General features: G+C 39.3%; 22 protein-coding genes. 9 read left to right on the forward strand and 13 right to left on the reverse strand.

The window, feature by feature from the left end:
* The first annotated feature begins 380 nt into the window (after nucleotides 1-380).
* On the forward strand, nucleotides 381-1127 hold the full coding sequence (locus AYT27_RS07695) for a YebC/PmpR family DNA-binding transcriptional regulator (RefSeq protein WP_011181251.1): 747 nt from the start codon (nucleotides 381-383) through the stop codon (nucleotides 1125-1127).
* Between the two features lie 936 nt (nucleotides 1128-2063).
* Here AYT27_RS07695 and AYT27_RS09755 read toward each other — a convergent pair.
* From AYT27_RS09755 to AYT27_RS07750, 11 genes are all read right to left on the reverse strand, one after another.
* Complete coding sequence (locus tag AYT27_RS09755) at nucleotides 2064-2171, reverse strand: hypothetical protein (RefSeq protein WP_418884011.1); 108 nt, start codon at nucleotides 2169-2171, stop codon at nucleotides 2064-2066.
* A gap of 1599 nt (nucleotides 2172-3770) precedes the next feature.
* The gene (gene tolB / locus AYT27_RS07705) at nucleotides 3771-5099 is read right to left on the reverse strand and encodes a Tol-Pal system beta propeller repeat protein TolB (RefSeq protein WP_172642090.1); all 1329 of its coding nucleotides are present in this window, start codon (nucleotides 5097-5099) and stop codon (nucleotides 3771-3773) included.
* A gap of 46 nt (nucleotides 5100-5145) precedes the next feature.
* A complete protein-coding gene (locus AYT27_RS07710; RefSeq protein WP_041583414.1) occupies nucleotides 5146-6327 on the reverse strand; it encodes a cell envelope integrity/translocation protein TolA in 1182 nt (393 codons plus the stop codon).
* 78 nt (nucleotides 6328-6405) lie between these two features.
* Entirely contained in the window at nucleotides 6406-6858 is a 453-nt protein-coding gene (tolR, locus tag AYT27_RS07715; RefSeq protein ID WP_011181255.1) for a protein TolR, read from the reverse strand.
* A 13-nt stretch (nucleotides 6859-6871) separates the two neighbouring features.
* Nucleotides 6872-7585, reverse strand: a complete 714-nt coding sequence (gene tolQ / locus AYT27_RS07720) for a protein TolQ (protein WP_011181256.1) — start codon at nucleotides 7583-7585, stop codon at nucleotides 6872-6874.
* Between the two features lie 144 nt (nucleotides 7586-7729).
* Complete coding sequence (gene ybgC, locus AYT27_RS07725; protein WP_011181257.1) at nucleotides 7730-8170, reverse strand: tol-pal system-associated acyl-CoA thioesterase; 441 nt, start codon at nucleotides 8168-8170, stop codon at nucleotides 7730-7732.
* A gap of 214 nt (nucleotides 8171-8384) precedes the next feature.
* Nucleotides 8385-9470, reverse strand: a complete 1086-nt coding sequence (ruvB, locus tag AYT27_RS07730) for a Holliday junction branch migration DNA helicase RuvB (protein ID WP_011181258.1) — start codon at nucleotides 9468-9470, stop codon at nucleotides 8385-8387.
* Between the two features lie 12 nt (nucleotides 9471-9482).
* Complete coding sequence (gene ruvA, locus AYT27_RS07735) at nucleotides 9483-10100, reverse strand: Holliday junction branch migration protein RuvA (protein WP_011181259.1); 618 nt, start codon at nucleotides 10098-10100, stop codon at nucleotides 9483-9485.
* Nucleotides 10097-10606: a crossover junction endodeoxyribonuclease RuvC gene (gene ruvC / locus AYT27_RS07740; protein WP_011181260.1), complete on the reverse strand. Its 510-nt coding sequence runs from the start codon at nucleotides 10604-10606 to the stop codon at nucleotides 10097-10099. Before ruvC ends, ruvA begins: the two co-directional genes overlap by 4 nt.
* A 449-nt stretch (nucleotides 10607-11055) precedes the next feature.
* On the reverse strand, nucleotides 11056-11574 hold the full coding sequence (locus AYT27_RS07745; RefSeq protein WP_011181261.1) for a DUF1465 family protein: 519 nt from the start codon (nucleotides 11572-11574) through the stop codon (nucleotides 11056-11058).
* 165 nt (nucleotides 11575-11739) lie between these two features.
* The gene (locus AYT27_RS07750; RefSeq protein ID WP_011181262.1) at nucleotides 11740-12882 is read right to left on the reverse strand and encodes an OpgC family protein; all 1143 of its coding nucleotides are present in this window, start codon (nucleotides 12880-12882) and stop codon (nucleotides 11740-11742) included.
* 110 nt (nucleotides 12883-12992) lie between these two features.
* On the opposite strand from AYT27_RS07750, the gene AYT27_RS07755 reads away from it, so the two are divergent.
* From AYT27_RS07755 to AYT27_RS07780, 4 genes are all read left to right on the forward strand, one after another.
* Nucleotides 12993-13655, forward strand: a complete 663-nt coding sequence (locus tag AYT27_RS07755; RefSeq protein ID WP_011181263.1) for a thiamine phosphate synthase — start codon at nucleotides 12993-12995, stop codon at nucleotides 13653-13655.
* 329 nt (nucleotides 13656-13984) lie between these two features.
* Nucleotides 13985-14731 carry a TIR domain-containing protein gene (locus tag AYT27_RS07760; RefSeq protein ID WP_011181264.1) on the forward strand — a complete coding sequence of 249 codons (747 nt, stop codon included), beginning with the start codon at nucleotides 13985-13987 and terminating at the stop codon, nucleotides 14729-14731.
* A gap of 606 nt (nucleotides 14732-15337) precedes the next feature.
* Complete coding sequence (locus AYT27_RS07775; RefSeq protein WP_011181192.1) at nucleotides 15338-15724, forward strand: helix-turn-helix domain-containing protein; 387 nt, start codon at nucleotides 15338-15340, stop codon at nucleotides 15722-15724.
* 415 nt (nucleotides 15725-16139) lie between these two features.
* Entirely contained in the window at nucleotides 16140-16538 is a 399-nt protein-coding gene (locus tag AYT27_RS07780; protein ID WP_011181266.1) for a hypothetical protein, read from the forward strand.
* Nucleotides 16539-16665: 127 nt separating this feature from the next.
* Here the strand turns inward: AYT27_RS07780 and AYT27_RS08915 are convergent, their stop codons facing one another.
* Nucleotides 16666-17130, reverse strand: coding sequence for a hypothetical protein (locus AYT27_RS08915; protein ID WP_011181267.1), 465 nt, complete (start codon nucleotides 17128-17130; stop codon nucleotides 16666-16668).
* 242 nt (nucleotides 17131-17372) lie between these two features.
* Here AYT27_RS08915 and AYT27_RS07790 point away from each other — a divergent pair, with 242 nt between their 5' ends.
* From AYT27_RS07790 to AYT27_RS07800, 3 genes are all read left to right on the forward strand, one after another.
* Complete coding sequence (locus AYT27_RS07790; protein WP_011181269.1) at nucleotides 17373-18416, forward strand: tetratricopeptide repeat protein; 1044 nt, start codon at nucleotides 17373-17375, stop codon at nucleotides 18414-18416.
* A gap of 244 nt (nucleotides 18417-18660) precedes the next feature.
* On the forward strand, nucleotides 18661-19236 hold the full coding sequence (gene efp / locus AYT27_RS07795; protein ID WP_011181270.1) for an elongation factor P: 576 nt from the start codon (nucleotides 18661-18663) through the stop codon (nucleotides 19234-19236).
* Nucleotides 19237-19246: 10 nt separating this feature from the next.
* Nucleotides 19247-20038 (forward strand): inositol monophosphatase family protein, encoded by a 792-nt coding sequence (locus AYT27_RS07800; RefSeq protein WP_011181271.1) that lies wholly within the window; start codon nucleotides 19247-19249, stop codon nucleotides 20036-20038.
* 807 nt (nucleotides 20039-20845) lie between these two features.
* Here the strand turns inward: AYT27_RS07800 and AYT27_RS07805 are convergent.
* Nucleotides 20846-22636 (reverse strand): ABC transporter transmembrane domain-containing protein, encoded by a 1791-nt coding sequence (locus tag AYT27_RS07805; protein WP_011181272.1) that lies wholly within the window; start codon nucleotides 22634-22636, stop codon nucleotides 20846-20848.
* Between the two features lie 187 nt (nucleotides 22637-22823).
* Between AYT27_RS07805 and rpmE the strand changes: the two genes are divergently transcribed.
* Entirely contained in the window at nucleotides 22824-23045 is a 222-nt protein-coding gene (gene rpmE, locus AYT27_RS07810; RefSeq protein ID WP_011181273.1) for a 50S ribosomal protein L31, read from the forward strand.
* The last annotated feature ends 2482 nt before the right edge of the window (nucleotides 23046-25527 follow it).

Consider the following 25527-nt stretch of genomic DNA (forward strand, 5'->3'; position numbering starts at 1 on the left):
GGCACGTTATCGCCCCCTTTGGAGCTTTGGAGTATTTTCTCCTATCTAGAGTATTTTTCCTATATTGTCAGGCTCTTTTCACCCACTCCGATAAAGCGAGACATGGAATAAACTACTTTTTCCAAGAAATCACGCTCTGTTATAGCGTGATTTTTGATTGACGACAAGACACCAGCCTAATGATGTCCTTCAAGAAAGCCTCTTTACCTTTAAGGGGAATTTTTTTATGAAAGGGCTTATTCAGTCACTTCACCTTATGGTACAATGAATTTGTTGGCAGATTTGGGGCCCATTTATTCAATCGAGATAGGTAGTTGACGCCTAAAGGGAGGGGTCTTTGAAAACTGAAAGGGAAACCTCAAAAAACTGAAAGGGAAGCCATGGCAGGCCATTCACAATTTAAGAATATTATGCACCGTAAAGGGCGTCAAGATGCAATGCGCTCGAAAATATTTTCAAAGCTTGCACGTGAAATTACCGTTGCAGCCAAACAAGGCTCTCCTGATCCGGCTATGAATCCGCGTTTAAGGCTTGCAGTGCAAAATGCGAAAGCACAATCGATGCCGAAAGACAATATTGAACGTGCAATTAAGAAAGCTTCAGGGAGTGATGTCGAAAATTATGATGAAGTGCGCTACGAAGGATATGGTCCAGGTGGTGTTGCAGTTATTGTTGAAGCTTTAACGGATAATCGCAACCGCACTGCTTCAAACATACGCGCCGCTTTCACCAAATCAGGTGGCGCACTAGGAGAAACAGGTTCTGTAAGCTTCATGTTTAACCGGATTGGTGAAATCATCTATAAGCCGGAAGCAGGAACAACTGACAACATCATGGACGCAGCGATAGAGGCAGGGGCTGAAGATGTGCAATCGGAAGAAACTGGGCATCATATTATCTGTACATTTGAAGATATTGGTGAAGTTTCTAAAATGCTTGAAGCAAAACTTGGCGAAGCAGAATCAATCAAAACTGTTTGGAAAGCCACCACCCTTACACCCGTAGATGAAGAAAAAGCTTTGTCAATTTTACGGCTTATTTCGACATTAGAAGAAGATGATGACGTGCAAAATGTTTATGCCAATTTTGATGTCAGCGATGAGATTTTGGCGAAACTATCTGCTTAAGTGGAGAGGCAATTTTTACTCTATCGATCCTCCCCTGTACTGTTTTCTTCTTAAGCGTGCTCTCCCCTTCTCCCTGAGAGCCTCTTAACCGCTTTTGACCAAGCATAAATATCCCTTATTTTTCCCAACCCATAAAAAGCCCCGCATTACAGCGGGGCCGCAATGTATATTTAAAAAACTTTCAATAAAAATCTCAAATTTGAAGGATCCAAAAGCTTTTTGTCAAATTTTTTCCCCATGCAATCATTTCTCCATCATCGTCTGCGGATGTCTACTGCAATACCATATTGATTTATAAAGATAATAAACATTCTACAAAGTGCATCCCCCTCGAATACAGTAAGATTTTCTCCTTTCACCCCCGTACATTCAAAATCAGAAAAAACCATACACCTACACCCCACAAAAGAGATCACCCTATGGATAAAAACCATTTCAGAAAAGAGTCAGCCTCTCATAAACCTTCTCAAAGCAAAAGCAGGCTACACCATTGGAAGTGAGCAAAGAGTATGATGATGCCGGCTTGCATCTCTCTATAGGAACCTTTCTGACCTTCTCCATACAATTTTGGTTGTACACTTGCCCTCTTCAAAGTCACCACGCACCCCTGTCTGCATAGATGTTATCGGCTGTAGTTGTACTTCTCAACACAGAGACAAAAACCGCCTCAAAGCGAAGCTTCGTATGCATATTACATACGCCAAAACACGTTCAACGAAAACCTTAAGTGTAAATTCCCTAAAAATGCACCTTTCTCAAGGTCCAAAAATCGATCAACCACTTTTCCTAATTACCCTAGCTATATCTTTTCCTGCACATTGAAAAATAAATTTTCCAATGCCTTTAAGCCTCTCTTTTTAAATGAACTTCCATTTAAAAAAATAATGCCCCCCAATTTTAAAATAAATGCCTTCAATAAAACAATGGGTAAGATGTTCACTCCTTAACAAGAGCAACCAACGCGGGCAAAATTATTCCCAAGGCATAAAAACACTTATCATGAAAACGTAAATGGGGAGGCAATTCACAAGTAATACCCCGCATGCGTAAATAAACCTTTGCTAAGGTATCTTTTATCGGTTGGCTTTATTGCCAAATCTTTTCTGCTTTATAAGCCTACTGTTTTGCCTTTTTGAGATCAGAACAGAACCGTTTTGAGAAAGAGAGCCTATTGACAATAAGCCTTATCCTAAAATACTTGTTACCCCAATAAACCTATTCTTATGAGAGCTTGTATGATCTCTCTAAAAGAACAGCCAGCATAACAACAAAGTAAAAGATGCGCATTCCATGCATAGGAAAACAATCAGCTAGACAGCCTATCATCATAGGCAGCAGAGCAACGGACAAGACCATAAGCCCCATAGCAAACACCAAGCACGCATTTGTCATGCCTTGAGCATTTGTAAAAGAGCACATTTTCCTCATCCTATAACGTTGCGTCACAGGATGGATTTTGCTATTATTCGATGACTATTTTAGAGAATCTTTGTCATGTCCTTACATGACAAGTTTTTTATACCACGTCATTATAACGTTATAACGTTGTGTTTTTGCTTTTTCAATTAGCTGGAGAAGGTCTGATTGGAGCCAACGAGATAAAAAGCCGAATTTTAAAGGTTTTGGAAGTGAACTATTGGCCAACATAACGCCAGAATATTGAAATCTCAACGGGCATCATAGAAACTTATCCTCAAATCGACGATAATACCTTTGTCAATTCTTAGCTGATATTATATTTTCTCACCTCGTAATATTCCTATCCTTTATAAAAGCAACCTTTCCACCACACCACCTTGTCTTTCAAACATTAACTTAAAGGCACATAAGCACAAAGGGTTTTCATCAAAAAACCTAAGTGCAAAAGCCCTAAAAGAATTCCTGAAAGAATTTTTTCTAAAGAAGTTTTCTCCCTAGAGGGTTTTTCTAAAGGAAATATTCTCGATAGAAATCCCCTTAAGAAAACCTTCTTCCTCCTCTATGACCTTTTCCATACAATTTTGGTTGTGCGCTTCCCCTCTTAAACACTCACCCCTGTCTTCATAGATGTCATCGGCTGTAGTTTTACCTCATAATACACAGACAAAAATCTCCTTAAAGCAGAACACCCCATTGGTATTCTAGACTCCGTAAACCCGATGCTCTCAGCCCTAGAGGAAAATTGAAACGAGAATGATTGAAGCTCAAGGCAGCAATTCCTTAAAAAAGAAGCTTTTATCCAATCACGAGGAATACGTCTAAAATACTCATGTTAATTGAAGAAGCCTACAATACGTTGGTATTCTTTATAAAGGCAACCTTTCCACCACGCCACCGTGTCTTTCAAACCTTAACTAAAGGCACATAAGCACAAAGGGTTTTCATCAAAAAACCTAAGTGCAAAAATCCTAAAAGAATTCCTGAAAGGATTTTTTCTAAAGAAGTTTTCTCCCTAGAGGGTTTTTCTAAAGGAAATATTCTCGATAGAAATCCCCTTAAGAAAACCCTCCACATGAAGAACTGTAATAAAAGTGTTATAAAACTTATCACCTATTCAGATAAACCAATTATCGAAAGCAATATCCCCCTTTTTTTAAGTTATAGCTACAGTTACGCTTTCTGAGCGCATTGCTTATCTGCTGTTTTTTTATGAAAGAGTTGCCTTTATTGTATATTGAGCAATGGGGACCATGCTGGATCAGAAGCATCATTAGGTGTGGGCAATTGACGTTCATTGCGTCCAGTAATGTCAATTGTGTAGATTTTAGGCCCCATACCCGGATTTTTGCGAAAGAACATCAACACGCGGCCATTAGGAGCCCAAGTTGGTCCTTCATTGTGAAAACCGGTGGTTAAAATTCGTTCTCCTTGTCCATCAGGATGCATAACGCCAATAGAAAATTGTCCCTCCAATTGTTTTGTAAAAGCAATATAATCACCACGTGGAGACCAAATGGGTGTAGAATAACTGCCCTCGTTTGAAGAAATACGCTGGAGATTGCTCCCATCGGCATTCATCGTATAGATTTGTGGCTTTCCACTGCGATCCGATGAAAAGACGATTTTTGTCCCATCTGGCGAATAAGAAGCAGAAGTATCAATGGCAGAAGTTGTGGTAAGACGCGTCATCATGCGTGTACGTAAATCCATAGTGTAAAGATTTGCGCTCCCATCATTTTGCAACAAACTCATGATCACTTTTTGTCCATCAGAAGAAAAACGCGGAGCAATTGTCATATTGTTAAAAGTTCCTATCAACTCCCTTTGTCCCATTTCAATTTGTTGAAGATAAACATGAGGCACTTGATTATGTTCGTAAGCCATATAAGTAATTTCTTGCCGTTTGGGTGAAAAACGCGGTGTAAGCACCAATTCACTCCCATCAGAAATGTAGATCAAATTTGCTCCATCTTGATCCATAATTGCTAAGCGTTTGATACGTGCATTTTGTGGACCTGTTTCATCGATAAAAACAATCCGTGTATCAAAATAACCACTTTCTCCGGTCATCTCACTATAGATCTCATCTGCAATCATATGCGCGACACGCCGCCAACGTTCTGTCGCTGTATAAAAGCGTCGTCCTTTCAGTTGTCGCTGTCCAAAGACATCCCATAAACGAAAATCGACTCTCAAGCGTCCGTCATTTTCTCTTATCACTTGCCCAATGACTAAACCTTGGGCTTTTATTTCTTGCCAATAAGGAAAATGGGGTTGACGGTTAGGGTTGGAGATTTTTTCTAAAAAAGAGGCCTTATCAAGCGGTAAAAAAAGTCCTGACCGTTCAAGATCTGCTGCCACCACCGCTGCAATCTTCAGTCCAATGGAATCGTTGGAAAAAAAGTCTGTAACCGCAATGGGAATGGGATTAAAATCAGCCGTTGAAATAGTGCCTTTCAGTTGTGCATGAACAGGAACAGATGAAAAACTTGTAAGCCAAAAAGCACAAATGACAATAAACCAAGAAAAAAATGTGCGTGTCGTCATAATCATCATGGATGTGTATCCTTTTACTGAAGAGCGAAAAATGAAGTATATATCATCGTATTATCTCTTGAAGGGGATCAACATTAAAATCAAAACCCTGTCCCCATAAATCATATTGATCACGTGGAAGGTCTGTATAAGGTTGGCATGAAAAAACAGCTGCATAGACCTGCCTTATCATAATAGCTTGCTGACTCTGTTCTCCACTTAAGGGGTCAATGATGGGATCTCCCATAATCATTCCTTCACGATTTAAGTAAAACCGCAAACGGACAACCGGACGGTTTTTTAAATCTCCGCCAAGAGCAACGAGTTTAAGCTTTTTTTGAATACATCCCCCAGCGATACTGACTAATGTTTGCGCCATTTTTGTGGTATCATTGATATTTTTTCTTGCCCCCAAAGATTCTAGTTCGCTGGAGCGCTTTGCCCCCCCTCCTTGGCTACGTGCATGATTGAGAAGATTATTTTCTTCCATTGCCAAAACATCTTCGATGGTCTTTTCTTTCATGCGCTGATTTTGCTTTTTCACTGCTTGCGCATTTTGCACAGCAGATTCTTTGACGGGTTTTGGTTTAAACTGTGGAAAAGGAAACTTTTCTGGCAGCGCAATTTTGGGAAGCTGTTGATATCTTGTTGCTTGATCTCCAGGAACTTTTTTTTCCGTTGAAGCCAAGTCTTGTGGCAATATCCCGCCTTGATTTTTATGCGTTTGTTGGACTGTCTCAGATGCAACCTTCTCGGCAACCTCTGGATGCACCTCTTCAGGAGATGCTGGCGCAATCTTCTCGGCAACCTCTAAAGGTTTTTCTGAAACTTTTTCTGCTTTTGTTTCTCGTAATTCTTGTTCCCTAATTACTGGTAAAGATTTTTCCGACGCCTTCTCTTCTCCGGATGATGAAGGGGTTGTTTCAACGGAGCGTGGTTTTTCTTTTGGTTTAAAAGGCGCAAGACTATCTATCTGTCCCTCCCCAAAATGACGAGCGTCTTCTTTTTCTTGTGGTTTGGTAGTAGGCTTTACTGCAGGAATTGCACGCACAGGAGCATTCAAGGCACCCTGTTGAGAGGCAAATTCTTCAGTCACAGGAGCAAGAATGATGGGAACTGCTTCCAATTGCTGTGGCAAAGAAACGGGATTGGTAAAATAAATACTTCCCCAACTGAGAAAAATCACATGGACAACCAGAGATAAAGCCAAGCCTCGTTTCATGCTATGATAAGAGTCTCTGTTCATCTCCATGGCCTTGCGTTTTTCACTTTTAATCACTGTTTGTTGTTTTTACAAATAACAAGCGATAGTTTCTAAAAAATTTTATTGTGCTAGACTTGCTAAAGCAACCTGTGAAAAACCTGCTTTTTGAAGTTCAGCAAGCAATTGTAACACTTTTTGATATTCAATAGTTTTAGCAGCACGTACAAAAATACGTTGTTTTTTTTGTTCAACATCCGTTTTAAGCAGAGTCTTAAGTTGTGCAATCAAAGCTTCAAATGTTTCATAATAGTCTTGATTGAGAGCCAAGCGCCCTTGCCCATCGAGTGAAACTGTCAATGGCGTTTTCTCCATTTGCACCGGTCCGGCTTGACTACGCGGCAAATCAAGCGGAACACCATTCACCAAAAGTGGAGCAGAAACCATGAAAATGATCAACAGCACCAGCATAACATCAACAAAAGGTGTGACATTGATTTCACTCATCAGTTGGCTATGTGAACGACGCCGTCTGCGTGTGTTTTTGTGAGCAGAAGAAGCAACAGAAATCCCCATAGACAACTCCTCTTTATAATGGTGAATGAGATGTGAGTGTCTCATCAATACGCCGTGAGATAATTGTCGAAAATTCATCGGCGAAGTTTTCTATCTGTGCAATAATTTGTGCACTTTCATTAACAAATTTGTTATAAGCAATAACGGCTGGGATTGCAGCAAACAAACCAATGGCAGTTGCTAAAAGCGCCTCTGCAATACCTGGTGCAACAATGGCCAATGAGGTATTTTGAGAGGCAGAGATAGAAAGAAACGACCCCATAATCCCAATAACCGTTCCAAAAAGGCCGATAAAAGGACCAGCCGATCCAAGTGTAGCAAGAAAGCTTAATTTTGCTTCTATTTTTGCGCTTTCACGCCCTAAAATAAGATCCATAGCCTTATCAATCCTGCTCTGCAAACTTATTGATGTATGGATTCCTTTTTCAAGAGATTTTTTCCATTCCACCATTGCTGCCATAAAAACCGCTGATATGCTACTGGTGCGCTGACTTTTACAGGTTGCATAAAGGTCTTCAAGAGGTTTCCCTGACCAAAATATACGTTCAAATTGTTTTATTTCACGCCGTATTCTCCGATAGGTCAAGATTTTATCAAAAATAATTGCCCAACTCCATATGGAAGCCAGCAGCAACCCAATCATAACAGCTTTCACAACGAAACCCGCTTGCATAAACAAGTGCACTATGCCTATTGTTTCTGGATTTGTTAGTTCTATATGCGGCATAATTTTTGTCCCTCTAAATGAACCTTTCATTTCTTAAAATTCAATAAAACAGATTGTTTTATAGTTTCTAAATTTAACAAAACAAACTGCACTTTGTCTTTAGAGAGAACCACTATCATAGCACTTTTTTAACAAAGGTCACTTTTAAACAACAATTGTTGAAAAAAGCTCTTTAGGTAAACGTCGTGGTTTTCCCTCTTCATTAATGAGGGCAATTTCAACTTTTGCTGTGACCAACATGCTCTCACCATGTAGAATATATTGCTCCATAAAAAAGCGTGCGCCTTGAAGACGACTGATGCGTGTTTTAATGGTTAAAAGATTGTCGATTTGTGCTGGCCTAGAAAAATTGATTTCCATATGACGTACAACAAAAAAGAGTTTTTCACCCTCAACACCTGATGCTAAAAGCGTGTTATTAAAACCTGTATCCCGTAAAAACTCTGAGCGTCCCCTTTCAAAAAATTCTAGATAGCGCGCATGGTAAACCACACCAGAAAAATCTGTATCAGCAACATAAACCCGAGCCTGAAAATCATGAAAAGCATTTGTATGGCTACTTTTGAAAGTTTTTTTTTCCAGCATCAGCTTCATCCCATAAAATCGTCTATCATAATGAATTATTGAGCGTCTTGCGCAATTGAACATGCTTTTGTGTTAAAACCGTGAAGGCCAGAGCACAAAGCTCTCAATGGCTCCAAGCTTTTTGGGGAAGAATTCCCCTACGGGCAAATAGGCTTATAATTCATGATATATCATCCATGCAAAACATCTGCATAGCATCTCTTGAAAAAGGAAATCAATCATCAGCCTCATCCCATAAAACCGTCTGGCGGGATGCATTGTCTGGCATATCGAACAATTGAGGATGTTTTTGTGTGGAAGCCGGGGCACAAAGCCCCAAATGACTCCAAGCTTTTTGGTGCAAAATGCGCCCGCGGGCAGTTCGCTGAATAAAACCTTGTTGGAGAAGATAGGGTTCAATAATATCTTCAATAGCATCCCGCGGTTCTGAAAGAGCAGCAGCAATGGTTTCAATACCCACTGGACCACCTAAAAAAGTCTGAGCAATCAGCAACAAATAACGACGGTCAAGTGGATCGAGCCCTAGATGATCAACTTCTAGACGAGACAGTGCTTCATCAGCAATTTTTCGATCAATTTTTTTTGCCCTTTTGACAAGAGCAAAATCACAAACCCGCCGTAAAAGTCGCCCGGCAATCCGTGGAGTACCGCGTGCTCGACGAGCAATTTCATGAGCACCATCCTCACTGATCTGTACCGAAAAAAGCCGTGCATTACGCTGAACGATATATTCCAATTCTTCTATGGTATAGAAATTCAATCGAATGGGGATACCGAAACGGTCTCGTAATGGTGTGGTCAAAAGCCCTAAACGCGTGGTTGCCGCAACCAAAGTAAATTTAGCAAGATCAATTTTAACCGAACGTGCTGCCGGTCCCTCACCAATAATAAGATCAAGCTGATAATCTTCCATGGCGGGATAAAGAATTTCTTCAATAGCCGGACTTAAACGATGAATTTCATCAATAAACAAAACATCGCGCTCTTCTAGATTGGTTAAGAGAGCTGCCAAATCTCCCGCCTTAGCAATAACAGGACCTGAGGTAGAGCGAAAATTAACCCCTAGTTCCTTAGCCATAATTTGTGAAAGCGTTGTTTTGCCTAAACCAGGTGGTCCTACAAACAAAACATGATCGAGGGCCTCTTGACGCGCTTTTGCCGCTTCAATAAATATTTTTAAATTGGCCCGTGCTGCCTCTTGACCAATAAAGTCATCAAGCACTTGTGGTCTTAAGGAACGATCTGGATCATTAGGAAGGGGGACGGCACCCAAAAGGCGTTGATCTTCATCTTTATGCATTGTGACCTTGCGCTAAGTAGGAGGAGAAAGCAATTTGAGGCTATGGCGAATAAGCAATGCAGAGGAAACAGTCTCCCCTTCAAGAGCGTTCACCGCTAAAGCAAGAGCTCTAGCTGCTTGATCACGTTCAAAACCAAGCTTAATCAAAGCGGAAAGTGCATCATTTGTAGGTTGATTGGTCACCTCCAAATGAGGGAGTGGAGCGCTATGGATCACCTTTTCACTAAAAGGGAGAGCTTTGCTTTTCAGTTCGCTCACAATTCTTTCACTGACTTTTTTACCAACGCCTGGAGCACGACTTATCATTGCAATATCGTTTAAGGCAATCGCCTGTGCCAGTTCATCTGGCGATAAAGTTCCCAAAATTGCCAAAGCAACTTTTGCTCCTACACCAGGCACATTTTGTAATAAGCAAAACCATTCTTGTTCCGCTTTCGCAATAAAACCAAAAAGGCGGATGGCTTCTTCACGAACATGCGTTTCAATAAACAAACTTAAACTCTCCCCCAAAGCTGGTAAAGAAGGACGCAGGCGATTTGAAATAAAAACTACATAGCCCACACCCTGAACATTCACAATGATATGATCATCAAAGATGTGTTCAAGGATACCTTTTAATTTGCCAATCATGCCATAATCCTTGCATGATAAGAAGCGCCGATACGGTGAGTACTGTGACAAAGAGCAAGTGCAAGTGCATCAGCGGCATCACTGCTATCAAATTCAGCACGTGGAAGAAGAACTTTCACCATCATGTGAATTTGTTCCTTATCGCCATGACCAACTCCAATAACTGATTTTTTCACTTTGTTTGGAGCATATTCAAAAACAGGCAAATTTGCCTGCGCTGGAGCAAGAAGTGCAATGGCCCGTGCTTGACCAAGTTTTAAAGTTGCCGTAGCATCCTTGTTGACGAACACATGTTCTACGGCGGCTTCCTGAGGCATAAACTGATGCAAAATATCTGTAAGCCCTTTGTAAAGCTGGCAGAGCCTAGAAGCAAGATCACAACGTGCATCAGAAGTAAGCGTACCCGCTGCAACAAATTGAAGACGATTGCCAGAGAAATCGATAACCCCCCATCCTGTTCGCCGTAATCCTGGATCAATGCCTATAATACGAATCGTCTCTGCCATAAAGCCAAGTTTATACACTTTTTCCGTATTTGAATAGATGCACGAAAGCAAAGAACACGAAAGAAAGATAGAATTCGATTTGTTTGCTTATCGGATTGTCGTCTTCAAGACAGTATCATCTTTGAGAACAGAGTAAGAGATACCTTCTCTACCAGTGCGCACATATTGCATACGTGCTTCTAAACAAAAAAGGGAACCATTCCCTCAATGCCAACCGCCCGCCTCTTCAAAAGCGACCGCCCTTTCAACAGCAAACACCCCTCCCATAAAAAACCTCTAGGCTTTTCGAACACTTGAGTAAAATGGCGAGGCAGCAAAAAAGAACCAAGGAATAACAGTACAAAACAATGGTACAGAGGAAAGGGAGGGATTCTACCGAAATTAGCTTTCACAAACAAAGAGCATCCTAAACAGAATGAAGAAGAAAAAAGCAACAGATACAAAATTTTCTAAGAGCGCCGAAAAGCCGTTTTAAGCAATTCGATTTGTTTGCCCACCGGATTTTCGTCCTCCAAAACAGGGGAAGAGATACCTTCTCTGCCAGTGCGCAAATATTGCATGCGTGCTTCTAAACGAAGAGAACGAGCAACAAAGTTGCGGAAAACTTCTGGAAATTCTTGCCAATGAGCGCTTTCTAGTTTCAGCGTCGGTGTATGAAGCGAGACTTTCGCGAGCTCTTTTTGTATTTGTTCTGGTGACATCTCTCCTTCGCGCTCTGCACGAAGAAGGAGAAGTTGAGAAGCGATTTGCATAAGCCGTGTACTTAAATACATCGCCTCTTTGGCATAAAGAGCAGAAACTTCTGCAGAGAGAGAACGTGCTGCTAATTTGCCTTCCGTATCAATATAAGTTGCTGTTTGTTCAATCAGCGCCATTGTTTCTTCGTAGAGGCGGTTAAAAGCATTGTCAAAAGCATTATGCTCAACCATAATAATAGGTTCATCATAGGGACGTTTATATGCACTCACACTTTTATACTCCAAATATCAGCACAAAAATCACGACACTCAACGAAATGAGGGATAAAAAGTTTCCTTTCCTACTGAACAGAATGCTTTTTTTAATGAGTACCCCTTTTCAAACTTTTGCGCAATGTGCTTCTTATGCTAAGGTTAACGCGTCATAGAACGCCATTACAAACAGAGAGGTTTTCTTGCGAAAAACCGATGAAGAGATGGGCGTTTTTCATAATAATAGGCGACCCCAAATTGCAGAGCAATACCACTTATAATCAAGAGGCTATCGGAAAAAAACGTTCCTGTCATCACTGTTTTTAAAATTTGCCCTACCATGGCAAAAACAGTCCCTGTTACAAAGACGGGGAGACTGTGTTTCCCTAAAATTGCTAAGGGATGCTTTTCTGCAACATGAAACCACGTATGAAAGCGAGGCAAACAAAGAATAAAGAATGATAACGCAACAACATGGAGCAGACGCGGCAAACTTAAAAATGTTTTATTAAAATTAATCAACGGAGAAGACCAGCCAAGCCACCCCAAAACGCCCCACCATTCTAAGCGAACCCATAACAGTGAAAACAAAAGATACGCGGCAGCAAAAACGAGAAAAAAAGTCTGACAGGCAATATTTTTTCCTTGCTGAAGAGATAAACTGCTGACCAATCCTATAACAAACAGGAATTGCCAGGATAAAGGATTCAAAAACCACTTTCCCTTTAATGGATAAGAAGGAGGAGCAATTTCATAAAATCCACTGAGGAGGTAGAGCATGAACGAACCTAAAAGCAACAATCCTTTTTGTTTACAACTCAAATAAAGCGCAAAAGGCGCAAAAAGCATGAGCACAATATAAAGAGGAAGAATATTATTATACCCCAATTGATGTCCAAAGCTTAAAACACTAAAAAAAGCGATGAAGGGTTGTGTAAAAAATAAACCCACATTATTCATCGATAAAAGTTTCTCTGTTTGCCATAAGCAAAAGGCTCCTAAAAAAAGGCTTAACGTTACAAAGGTAGTGAAAAGATATGCCGCATAAAGCTGCAAAGCTCTGCGCCAAAGTTTACGCACAATGAAGGTAAAAGGCTTCTGCTGTAAGCGATTATGAAAGCTGAGTCCAAGAGCAACCCCCGAAAGCAAAACAAAGACTTCTGCTGAATCAGAAAAACCGAAGTTTCTATGTGTTAGAGACTCATAGAGAGTTCCGGGAATATGGTTGATGAAAATTGTCAACAACGCTAAAGAACGAAAAACATCAATGCGTGTATCACGATGAAGAGGATGTATATTATGCTTTAAAACACTCTGGTATGCCATAATGGCCCCCCAAAAAGTTACATAAAGTAGCGGCCTCTTTCAGCAAAAATGCTAAGATGAATCTTTCATTTTTAAGTGTCAAATTTTTTTTTCAGAGTCAAGGATTTTGTATGACAAAACAAAAGAGTAAACCCGTTGAGTACCATCCTTTTCCGCAATTGGTTTTAACATTAGACGTTCGTCGTTCTTTCACACCCACTTTTTTACGACAAATTTTACAAACGAGGTCTTTTGCGTGCGTTATCCTCTATGATTCTCAAGGGGTGCAGGATGATGCGGTTTTTTTACAAAAACAAGCGCAAATCTACGCAGAGGATATTCAAAGTAACGGTGCGGCTTTTCTCATCTCTGGTGAGCGGAGAGTTTCTGAACGAATAAAGGCAGATGGTTTGCATATAGAAGGTGATCTTAAGGCTCTCGAATATTGTGATTATCAGAAAAAGGAACAAAAAATCATCGGTTTTGGCAATATTCGTAATCGCCATTGTGCAATGGTTGCTGGAGAAGCAGGTGTTGACTATCTGTTATTTGGCAAATTAGGTGCGGATAAAAAACCGCATGCCCATCCTCGCAATCTCCAGTTAGCACGGTGGTGGGCAGAGATTATGGAAACCCCTGCCATTGTTCAAGCTGGAAGCGATTTTGCAACCTTTGATGAAGTGATAAAAACCGCATGTGAATTTATAGCCATCGAAGAAGTCATTTTTGCCCATGACAACCCTTTAATGCTGCTTAAAATGATGCAAGAAAAATGTAAAAATTCACCTTTGTAAAATTTACTCTTATAAGAAAATAAAAACGTTAATTAAAAAGCCCACCGCATCATCCCTCAATTTCCAAGTAGCGCCCACAATTACAAATAAAGGGGATAAAAATGTATTCCGCTTGCCTCATCACTCAATCAAATTGCCTCAAAATTCAATAAAATGAGATGAAAAAGCTAGCATCTTTTTCTTACATAATATATAGAGAAAAACATCATAAAAACTTTCTCGTTCAATGTCTTATAAAAAGAAACCATTATGATTGGGGAAACTCATCATTGTTAAGATTGGTCATAAATACCAACAACGAATGATAGAGATATGAAGGGGACATAAAAATGGAATACAAATACAGAGGAACGTTTGAAGATTTTCAAAAGACAATTTGCGAGGCTGGGTATTGCATTCTAGAAGCTAAACTTCTACCACATCAATCCCCTGGAACATATCAGATCAAAACCTTCTGTGGAGGAGTCATTATTTGGTTTGAAAAAACAGGAACACTCAGCTTTCAAGGTAAAGACCCCGCGGCGAAAAAGCTAAAAGAAGATTTAACTCCATATATAGAACAAAAATCAAAGACTCCTTCCCCAAAAACTTCTTCCAATACCTCAAATAAAAAAATCTTTATCGTTCACGGTCATGATCATGTCTCCTTAAAAGACCTTGAACTTTCTCTTCGCAGACTTGGGTTCGAACCATACATTTTACAAAATACTGGCGGTAACGGTTTACCCATCATTGAAACTTTAAAAAAAGAAATTTGTAACGATTCTATAGGATTTGGTATTGTACTGCTGACTCCTGATGACATGGGCTATGCTAAATCTGACGGTGAAGAAGCGGCACAACCCCGTGCTCGACAAAATGTTATTTTCGAAATGGGCATGTTAGCCGCCGTTTTTCCTCTTGAGAGGATTGCTATTTTACAAAAAAAAGGCGTTGAAATCCCTTCAGATATTCATGGAGTTTACTACCTTTCTTTTAATGAATACGTAAAAGAAATAATGCCAAAACTTTCCAAACGATTAGGCGAAGCTGGTTTTACTATAGATCCAGAGAAACTTGCTTATGCATCAAGTTAAATTTGAATAACGCCCTCACCTTTAGTTTTTAAAGCACACTCCGTTTCTCGATAATTTGCTTTAGCAAGCAAAAACCAATGAATATAAAGAGCTATGACGGCTATCCTGAAAATTCCGAAGGCTCTCCTTTTCTCATTAATTTTTGATTGAATGAAGGGCTTTCCACCTTCATTCTCCACCCCTCATTCTCCATCCCTCACTCTTCATCTCTCATCCTCCACCTCTCATCCTCCACCCCTCATTCTCCATCCCTCACTCTTCATCTCTCATCCTCCACCTCTCATCCTCCACCCCTCATTCTCCAGCGATCACTCCCTCATTCAAAAATTGTAACTTCACAAACTGTTCTAATTGTTATTGTAAATCCTCTGAAATTCCTTTATGACTTAAAAGATGTTTTGGTCGCATACGCAACGACCAATAGGGATCTAAAAACCCTAAATCCGAGCGTAAAAATGAACCCACTGATGTGGGTATCCCGGAATTCCGGGAGATTTTGCTATGTCCAGGTGCTACAAGCACTAAAAGCAAAAAGCTGACTCGGATTCAGTATTTTTAGACTCCCGGAATACCAATGCGAGGGCGCTCGCAACCGGCGGGGGGAAGATGCAAGCGAGAAATCTTCATCAAGCAAAAAATCTTCATAATGACATTTTCGTGGGCAAAAAAATTCGTTTTCGGCGAAAAATGCTGAAAATGTCTCAAAAAACATTGGCTGATCATTTGAAGGTAAGTTCCCAACAAATTCAAAAATATGAAACAGGATTAAATCGTGTGAGTGCAGGGCGTTTAAAGGAAATTGCTGATATCTTAAGTGTTCCTATTGCCTTTTTTTACGCTGATCTCTTTACAAAACAAGACACCCCCACCCAGCATGATGAAATCGCCTCAAACAGAGAGGAATACTTCCTTTTGAAAAGTTTTAGAGAACTCAAACCGAAAAAACAGAAGGCAATTTTATGGTTGATCTCTGATCAAAATGAAAGTTTTTAAAATATGCTTAGAGTGTTTCACTCTCTGCTCATAAACATGCATGCATATTTTTAAAAATCACTTACCATGACGATAGTGCTCTTATTTCGTCAGAGCATAAAAACCATGCGCACCCCAAAGGCTCTGTGCATCAGCAATCATGCGCATTCTTAAAGGCAGCCCCCAAAAGCAATTCTTAAAAATTTATTTGGTCAATCTAGAATAGCGCCTAACACATCATTTTATTTTGGATGTTAAGCATAAGCTTTAAATGCTATGGGAGATGATGGCAGTTTTTTAAAAAACGAGTAAAAATTGATGAATTAACGCTTGATTAAATACCGATATGTGATTAGCATAGTTATCGAAAAGTTGCTTTTCTTTCTTGTGTAGGAACTTCCCAAGAGAAAGTAAAAATGAATAGGGGGGAATTAAGATGTTAAAATATTTATTTCTGTCATCGCTTGTGTTGGCAGCTGGTTGCGCATCTGTGGGTAGTTATTCATCAAATTATGTTGATCAAAATATTACGGAGAATGAGGCAAAATTAGTCGCTAACGATTTTATTAGCAATATCAAAAGACCTTTACCACCAGCTACAACGACAATTCTTATAAAGAAAAATGATACAGCAGACAACTTTACTCCTTTATTTATCAATCTGTTGCAACGGACTGGATATAATGTGATTTATACAGATCAACCCCAAAAGCAGCAAAACATAGGTGTGAATTTGAATTATAGAATACAATTAAATAATAGAACTATAGTGTATGTTCTTCAGTATAATGTAGCTGGAGAGCCACGTGTTCATATACATTCTCGTCCTAGATGAACCCACTATTTAATGTGAACGCTCTCTATCAGACATAAAGGCTGAAAAGTTCTTGCGAAAGACAAAGAGATTTGTACCTCAACAAAAAACCTCATTTTTAGCCAGAATGGATAAATCCTTTCTGTATTCATAACGATACGAGAGTTATGACTTTAAAAACAATGAAAAATGCTCTACACTTCAGTGAACTATTGCGTGGAAGTGTAATCGCAAAATTTGGTTTATCTGTAACTGAAGTAGCTGAATAGCTTGCTATATCTCGTGTAGCATTTTTAGGGTATCGATAAAAATCCCGTACCTTTAGACAGTTTTGTTTGCAAGATTTTCTCAACAATAAAATACGCTCCCTCTCAAAGGTGCGCCCATTGTCCATATCATCATCAACATTTTCGCATGGCTTGGTAGAGCTGGAAGAAGCCAAGATAACTGCCAAATATATTCGTAAAAGTTGGTACTTCATTAATCCAAATTTTGTTTTCAATGAAAAATATGTTGTACTCTCACGACATAACAATCCTAAAGAATAGAATGTCAAAAATGCTCTTTTTACTCTGTTAAAAATATTTTCTTTTTCTACAAAGTAAAATTTCATACGAAAGCAATCCACCTTTTTGGGGAGATTTTATCAAAGAGCAGCTAGCAAAAACATCAAGGTACTCATATAAAACCACACGCCCTTCTTCCGCCTTATTCAATGAACACAAGCAGCAAATAGAGATGATAAAGCCAGATGTACATTTATGGTCTTTTTTTACAGGGATAACCCTTTGATTCTGCTTGAAATGAGAAAAGAAAAATGTGAAACTTCTTCGCTGTGATGAGGAGGAAACATCCATGCTCAAAAGAAGCATCAGACTGCTTACCATGGGAATCATTTGGTTTGCAATTTCTGTTGCAAACTCTACTGGAAGGGCTGAAAAATCGTCAGATCTTGAACGCTATCTCAATACCATTCAAGATCCCGAGAACATTGACAAACCTTTCCAGCCCTTACAAGCTGGAGAATATGATCAAGCCTATGATTATTATATCCAAGGTTATTATCTGAAAGCTTTTCGTGAAGCACTCAGGCGTGCTGAACAAAATGATCCCTTTGCACAAACCCTGGTTGCTCGGATTTACATGGAAGGATGTGCTGTTCCCATAGATGGCGCACGCGCTGCTTTATGGTTTGGACGTGCAGCAAAACAAGGTGAACCCCAAGCGCAGTTGCGCTATGGACTTATGTTATTTGATGGTAATTTTATTGCACAAAACCAAGAAATTGGTGAAGAATTTATTCGAAAAGCTGTAGATGCTGGAGTAAAAGAGGCCTATTATTATTATGGACAATTGCTTCTTTATAAAGCCTCACGCGAGAAGCAAGCTCTTGCAGGTGTTTTTTCCCAAAGCCAAGAAAACGAAGCAATAGATCAGGCACTAAAATGGTTCTTAAAAGGTGCAGCCCTTGGTGATGCTGCAGCTGCCTTCGCTGCAGCAAAAATTCTTTCTTTAGGGACTTTAACACGGCCAAAGGATGATCGTAATGCCCGCAAACTTATGGAAGTTGCTGCGCAAAATAAACATCTTGAAGCCCAAATTCTTTTGGCACAATGGCTTGTACAAGGTCGTGGGGGAGAAACTGATTTTCAACGTGCTTTTCATCTGCTTCTAAGCAACGCCACCAAAATGATCGCTCCGGCACAGGTTGCTCTTGCAAGGCTTTATCGCGATGGAATAGGAACAAAAGGCGATATAGTAAGAGCAGCAGCGTGGTATATGCTTGCAAAGCATGCAAAAATACAAGCCCCTGATCTTGAAATGATGCTTGAAGGTATGGACCATGCACAGCTAGAGGAAGCACGCAAAGAAATCATAAAGCTTCTACCTATTTTTTAACACAGGCTTCAGAAAAATGATGTTTTTTGCTTCAAATCTATAAATTTTCACAAAAATCTTTGTGCAAATTTTTAAAAGCCTTGCGTCTGAGTGCTTTTTATGGTCTTGCAAAGGTTGAAAGCGAAAATACACAAAAGTTTTTTGGAAGCAGTTTTTAGGCTTTTTCCTCTGCAAAGACGATAAGTGATCTCTCTCAAGGGTAAAAAGAGAGCACTTTTTGCAAGAATGGAATTGGATAGAGACGATGAAAATTAATGGCAATGAAATTCGACCTGGTAATGTGATTGAGCATCAAGGAAGCTTATGGGTCGCTGTGAAATGCAATGCTGTAAAACCAGGAAAAGGTGGCGCATTTAATCAAGTTGAAATGAAAAATCTGATAGATGGTACAAAACTCAATGAACGTTTTCGTGCAGCCGAAACGGTTGAAAGAGTACGTCTTGAACAAAAGGATTTTACTTTTCTTTATCAACAAGGTGATGCTTTAATTTTTATGGATTCGCAATCCTATGAACAACTTGAATTACAAAAAGATTTTGTTGGTGAACGTGCTGCTTTTCTCCAAGATGGGATGACTGTAACTGTTGAACTTTATCAAGAAAAACCGATTGGTATATCGCTTCCCGATCAGGTGAGTGTAACGATTGTTGAAGCTGACCCTGCCCTCAAAGGGCAAACGGTCACAGCCTCTTATAAGCCTGCCATTCTTGAAAATGGTATTCGTATTCTTGTACCACCTTTTATTAACGCCGGCGAACGTATCATTGTTGACACCAATGAATTGATTTATGTGCGTCGTGCAAATGAAAAAGATAAATAAGGGATAAAAGATGCCGCAATCTGCAGTCATGAATGTCATGGTGCAAGCCGCCATGAAAGCAGGGCGTTCTTTAGTGCGCGATTATGGTGAAGTGCAAAATTTGCAGGTATCCTTGAAAGGGCCGGCAGATTATGTAAGCCAAGCGGATCGTAAAGCAGAAAAAATTATTTTCAATGAATTAAGCAAAGCACGACCAAAATTTGGTTTTCTGATGGAAGAATCTGAAGAAATTATTGGTGAAGATTCCCAACATCGTTTTATTGTTGATCCTTTAGATGGCACGACAAATTTTCTTCATGGCATTCCTTTTTTTGCTGTTTCCATCGCCTTAGAAAGTCAAGGAAAAATCGTTGCTGGTGTCATTTATAATCCTATCAATGATGAACTTTTTACCGCTGAACGCGGGAGTGGTGCTTTTTTTAATGACCGGCGTTGTCGTGTTTCTGCACGGCGAAGATTAGAAGATTGTGTGATTGCCACAGGCATGCCCCATTTGGGACGTCCAGGTCATGGAACCTATCTTATTGAATTGCGCAATGTGATGGCGGAAGTTTCCGGCATTCGCCGATTTGGAACTGCTGCCCTTGATTTGGCTTATGTCGCAGCTGGAAGAACTGATGGCTTTTGGGAAGATAACCTGCAAATTTGGGATATGGCTGCTGGAATATTGATGGTTCGTGAAGCAGGTGGTTTTGTCACGGATAAGGAAGGCGGCAATGATATCTTTCGCAAAAAAAATATCATTGCTGGCAATGAACACATTCGCATCAAGTTAGAAAGAGCCCTCAAAAAAGGCATTTAAACCCTATAGTCTTAAAAAAAACCATACACTTTTAAAAAAGCCCTTAGAACCTTAAAAAAACGATCACACGCTAAAAAATGTACTCTTTTGTATATTAGATACGAAAGTCTTTACGCTATTTGAGAATCTTACCTTATAACAATCAATGTTACTATTTTATGCTTCATATTCAACAACTAAACATGCCTCTTAAACAAGGTTACTCCAAAAAACGTTTTACCCCCTTACACATCTATGTCATCACTAATTCACGCGCTTTCTTTAAAGAAACATTTCTCAATGTTCGCACACCTATTTCATGACAGCGCCCGTGAATAGGTAATGATAAAGCTCTTGAGCACCACTCTCTTTACACTTATGAAGCGTGCAAGCCAGCATCCTCATTCTCTTTGCCAACCCAAAATAGGCAGCTCTTGGCACTTGAGACGATTTATAAGAAGCATTTTACTCCTTGTCTTTAGCAATTTCTACCCCCATACCAACCCCGCTTATGACAAGCAAATAAGCGGTTTTAATTGGTTCAATATGAGAGGGCTTGTAATGAGAGAATCTTACTGTATTCGAAGTTCTAACTTAAGTTAAAAAACGATGATTTATCCTTATAAATTAATGTATTACTAAAAAATGAGTCATGAGAATCATCCATAAGAATGCGTATTCTGCTAAAGAGTGAGAGACAATAAAAACCAATAATGTATCACTTTTATATTCTCATGAAAGAACTCTTCAAAACGCTGATAAACCAATGATGATGCCAATGTTGATAAAAGCAACTTACAACTCTATGATAACAGTTTATTCAAGAGTTTACTCAGGCGAAAATTGCAATTTGGCTAAATACGCATAAACCCCGTTTTGTGCGACGAGTTCTGCATGTGTTCCTTCTTCAACAAGAGCACCTTTCTCCATCACGAGAATACGATCAGCTTTTAAAATTGTTGCCAAACGATGAGCGATCACCAATGTTGTCCGATTTTGCATCAGTTCTTCTAAGGCTTCTTGCACCAATTTTTCACTGTTTGCATCTAAAGCTGATGTTGCTTCGTCCAGCAGCAACAGGGGAGCATTTCTTAAAATTGCCCGAGCAATACCAATGCGTTGTTTTTGTCCACCAGAAAGCATAATACCGCGTTCTCCCACTTCTGTATCCAAACCATTTGGTAAAGCTTCAATAAACTCAAGTGCGTTTGCTGCTTTAGCAGCGGCAATGATTTGCTCTTCAGTCATATTTTCGGTTCCAAAAACAATATTATCGCGCAGTGTACCGTCAAAAATGGCGACATCCTGTGGAACATACGAGATCGAACTGCGTAAATCTTGCAGAGAAAGGCGCTTGATTTCCACGCCATCAAAGCGAATTTGCCCACTTATTGGATCATAAAAACGAAGGATCAAAGAAAAAAGTGTGCTTTTTCCTGCACCTGAAGCGCCAACAAAAGCAACTGTTTCCCCTGGTTTGACAGAAAAGGAAAGAGAGCGCAAAATCTTCTCTTGTGGTCTGGAAGAATAAGTAAAATCAACCTGATCAAAAACAAGGGCACCTTGAACAGGTTTTGCCAAAGGTGCAGGAGCTTTTGGAGCTAAAATAGTAGGCTGTTCTTGCAACAATTCAGCAAGCCGTTCAGCAGCGCCTGCTGCTTGGATTAATTCTGCACCCAATTCTGATAATTGCGCAAAGGTAGAAGCTCCAAAAACCGCATAGAGCACGAATTGACCTAATGCCCCACCCGTCATAGTGCCATTCAAAACATCCCGGGATCCAATCCATAAAACAGCAACCACACTGCCGAAAACCAGAAAGATTGCAAAGCCAGTAAAAAAGGAACGCAGAATGACGGAAGAGCGTGCTGTCTGAAAAGCACGTTCTACCAACTGAGAAAAACGTTTAGAAACAAGCTTTTCAGCGGTAAAGGCCTGCACAGTGCGAATGGCGCTGACCTGTTCAGTTGCTAAAGCGTTGGCATCTGCAATACGATCTTGCGCAGCGCGTGTACGTGTACGAACCTTGCGCCCAAAGACAACTAACGGAATAGCAACAAAAGGGATAGCAAGCAAAACAAGCGAAGACAATTTGGCATTGGTGATAACCATCATAACAATCGCTCCAATCACCACAATCAGATGACGCAAAGCCGTAGAAGCGGTTGAACCAACAGCCAATTTTATTTGAGTGGTATCTGTTAAAAGCCGTGAAACAAGTTCACCAGAATGGGAACGATCAAAAAAAGCAGGAGAAAGTTTCATAATATGCACAAAAACATCACGCCGTAAATCGGCAACAATCCGTTCTCCTAAAGTGATGACACAGTAATAACGGCAGGCTGAAGCAAGTGCAAGCAGCAAAGCTAAAACAAACAAAAGAGCGAAGTAAAAATTAATATGGCCATGACTTGAAGTAGAAAAGCCATGATCAAGCATTTGACGGATAGCAACAGGCAAAGTAAGAGTCACGAGAGCAGCAACAGATAAAGCAATAAAGGCAAAGACAAACAACCAGCGATAGCGCACAAGATAAGGACTAAAAGTTGTAAGCGAAGAGAATGAAGGCTTTGTATGGAAAAATTTTTTAGCTTTTTCTGAATGATTGAAAAAATTCATAGGGTTTCTCTCACTTATAAGATTGTTTATAACTCTTGATGCGATAATGCACTTTGAACACTTGTTTTTTGATACGTGCTCAGTTATATAGAGGATACTTCAACCAATTTATCAAAAAGACGAAGCAAGCGCACTTAAAAAAGTGAGCAAGTGTCATTTTGTTTTATAAAAGTAGAAAGTTTGCCACATGAAAGCCAATATTCATCCCGACTATCACAAGATTACCGTTGTTATGACGGATGGCTCCCAATATACGACACGTTCTACCTGGGGAAAAGAAGGGGATGTTCTTAATTTGGACATTGATCCAAGAACGCATCCAGCTTGGACAGGTGGATCTCAAACATTGGTTGACCATGGTGGTCGTATTTCTAAATTTAAAAATCGTTTTGGTAATTTGGGCATGTAAAAGCTTATTTTTGATCGTGAAAAATGAAATGATTGCCAATAGAATGATACGCCATTTCTGATGAGTGTGTTTCAGAGTGAAAGTAGTTGATCTTTTTTCAACCTTCAGAAAAGTTCTACCCAGAGCTTTTACGATAAAGCTTTTACAATTGAGATTGTTAGTAAAAAAAGAGTATAAAAATGAGTGCCCCGCTTTAAATTAAAGCGGGGTTTTTTATGTACCACAATGAAAATACGCAGCGATTATGCTTTTAAACAGGGATTATAAAGAAAGAAAAGAAGAAACTATCCTTAATCTCGATATTGATCCAAGAATAACATCCAACCTAGACAAATAACAAAGTGAACAAATTTCAAATATTGGTGGATAAAGGTGATCACATTTCTCAATTTAAAAATTGTTTTGCTAATCTCGGCATGAAATTTTTTTCTGAGTGTGACGGGCAAAAAAGCTACGAGCAAAATGATGAAAATTCTGGCAAGAAAATTGCGCGGTGCAAACAGATAATCTGTTTTAGACTTTAGGAAAATATGCTAAAAACGAAAGCACTATAAGCTATAATCTTCCAAGCAATAAAAAATATAATTTTATCCAGAAAATTCTCTGCGAAATCAGAAGCGTTTTTTCTGCTCTAGCAATAGCTATCGCGCAACACTGTTCGCAAAAATAATACATGGATAAAAATTGACAAATTTGTTCTTATAAAGCATGAATTAAAAGTCTCTTTTTAGTGATGATGGGAACCCTTAAAACTACCCAAATAGACATTTTAAGGATTATCATTGTAAGCTATTTTATGATAAAATCTTGAATAAGTTTGTAAAGTTCTGCTTTATACATCCGCAAAAGAGGCAAATTTTCTCTTCACCACTGCGATTGTTCAATATCGTGCTCCATTCATAACGCACACTGAATCATCAATCTGGATTGCTCTTGGCTATGTGCATTTCACAAAAATCTTTTGAGCACATAAAACCTCTCTCATCGTCTGAACAATTTTTGCTCTTTTAAATTAAATCCAGCCCTGCTGATAAAGAACAACAAAGTGATTTTAAGAATATAATCCATTTTTACCACTCTTACATCAGCCTCCTTGAGACTGTTATATTTTGTTATTTCAAACATTCTTACTGATGAAATCAAAAAAACGGCTAGCTGAAAAGCCAATATTGGCGGTTTAACTATCACGGCATGACGCAATTACCTATCAAAGGGAATCATTAAAAATGATAGAATAAGAAATAAAAACACACCGTCGAGAATACGACTCTACAAAGCGAATTCTTTCATAATAGACATGTCCATAAAAAAGAGATTTTAGCCAATAGAGGATTTGACGTATAATTTGAAAAGCAGTTTTAGAACGGATAAAATGGATAAGTCATAAGCCGTTACATGCAAGAGCAGATACACAACAAGTGATGGTAAATATCACAAGAGGTCTGCTTTTTATGCCTTCATAAAGGTAAAATGCGAACGCTCAACCTCCCATAAAGTGGAAACAAGGCAACTCACTGCGCCATTCTAGAACGAACTTGCGCTCTCTTTCAGCATTGTATCGCTTTCTGCACAAAACTGTCTCCTCTGACTTAACAGATAGTTTGTCCCGTTGTAGCTTGTCATCAAGTTTTGTAGCAATTTATTTTTTTCAAAGGGTTTTGAAAGGGGCTTTCAAGGATCTTCAAAGACCCTTCAAAGCTTTTGCCCATTTTTACACTCAAATTCCGATTTTTGCGATTTTAGGTGTCAAAATCCATTTTATCAAAGTGCACATTTAATGGTAAAAATGAACCATAAAAACAATAAATTACCACATATTCTTACCTAATCCCACCTCTTCCTACTTAATACAAAACCTACTGTCAAACGATACCCGTTGAAATCCATTATATGCTCCCCTTATCGAGGCTAAAATCATTCACCAATTGCCAGCGTCAAAAGCATATTAATGCCAAAACCAGCGCAAGGTTAGAAAATTTTTTTTAAGGTACTTTCAGGACATAAAATTCCCACATACAGAAAAGTACTGCTTCTTACATCTCTATGAATGTCTTACATCCACGGACAAAGCCATCTTTACGCTCATGAAGAAGCAAACCAACCCCATCATTCTCTTTACCAGATCACGATGTTGCAGCCCTTGGTTCTTGAGACGGTTCATAAGAGGCACTTTTACTCCTTTCTCAAAATGTTTTTATCCACAACCGACCTCACTTGTAACATGCAAGCGAATAATTTTGTTTGATTCAGTATAAAAGGATTTGAAATGAGAGAATCCTACGATATTCAGGGGCTCTTTCAAGGTGCAAATGATGAATTATCCTTATAAATTAAGATCTTATTTCCATATACAAAGTAATTCCTACGCATCGGATGAAAACCACATAATCACTGAATTTTCAGAAAAACATTTTCAAAAAAATTAAGTAAGATTTTTCAAGAAGCATCTCCTTACAGGTTCTCAAATCTCATTTTGCAGCAT

Source organism: Bartonella henselae str. Houston-1 (assembly GCF_000046705.1).
Classification (GTDB): domain Bacteria; phylum Pseudomonadota; class Alphaproteobacteria; order Rhizobiales; family Rhizobiaceae; genus Bartonella; species Bartonella henselae.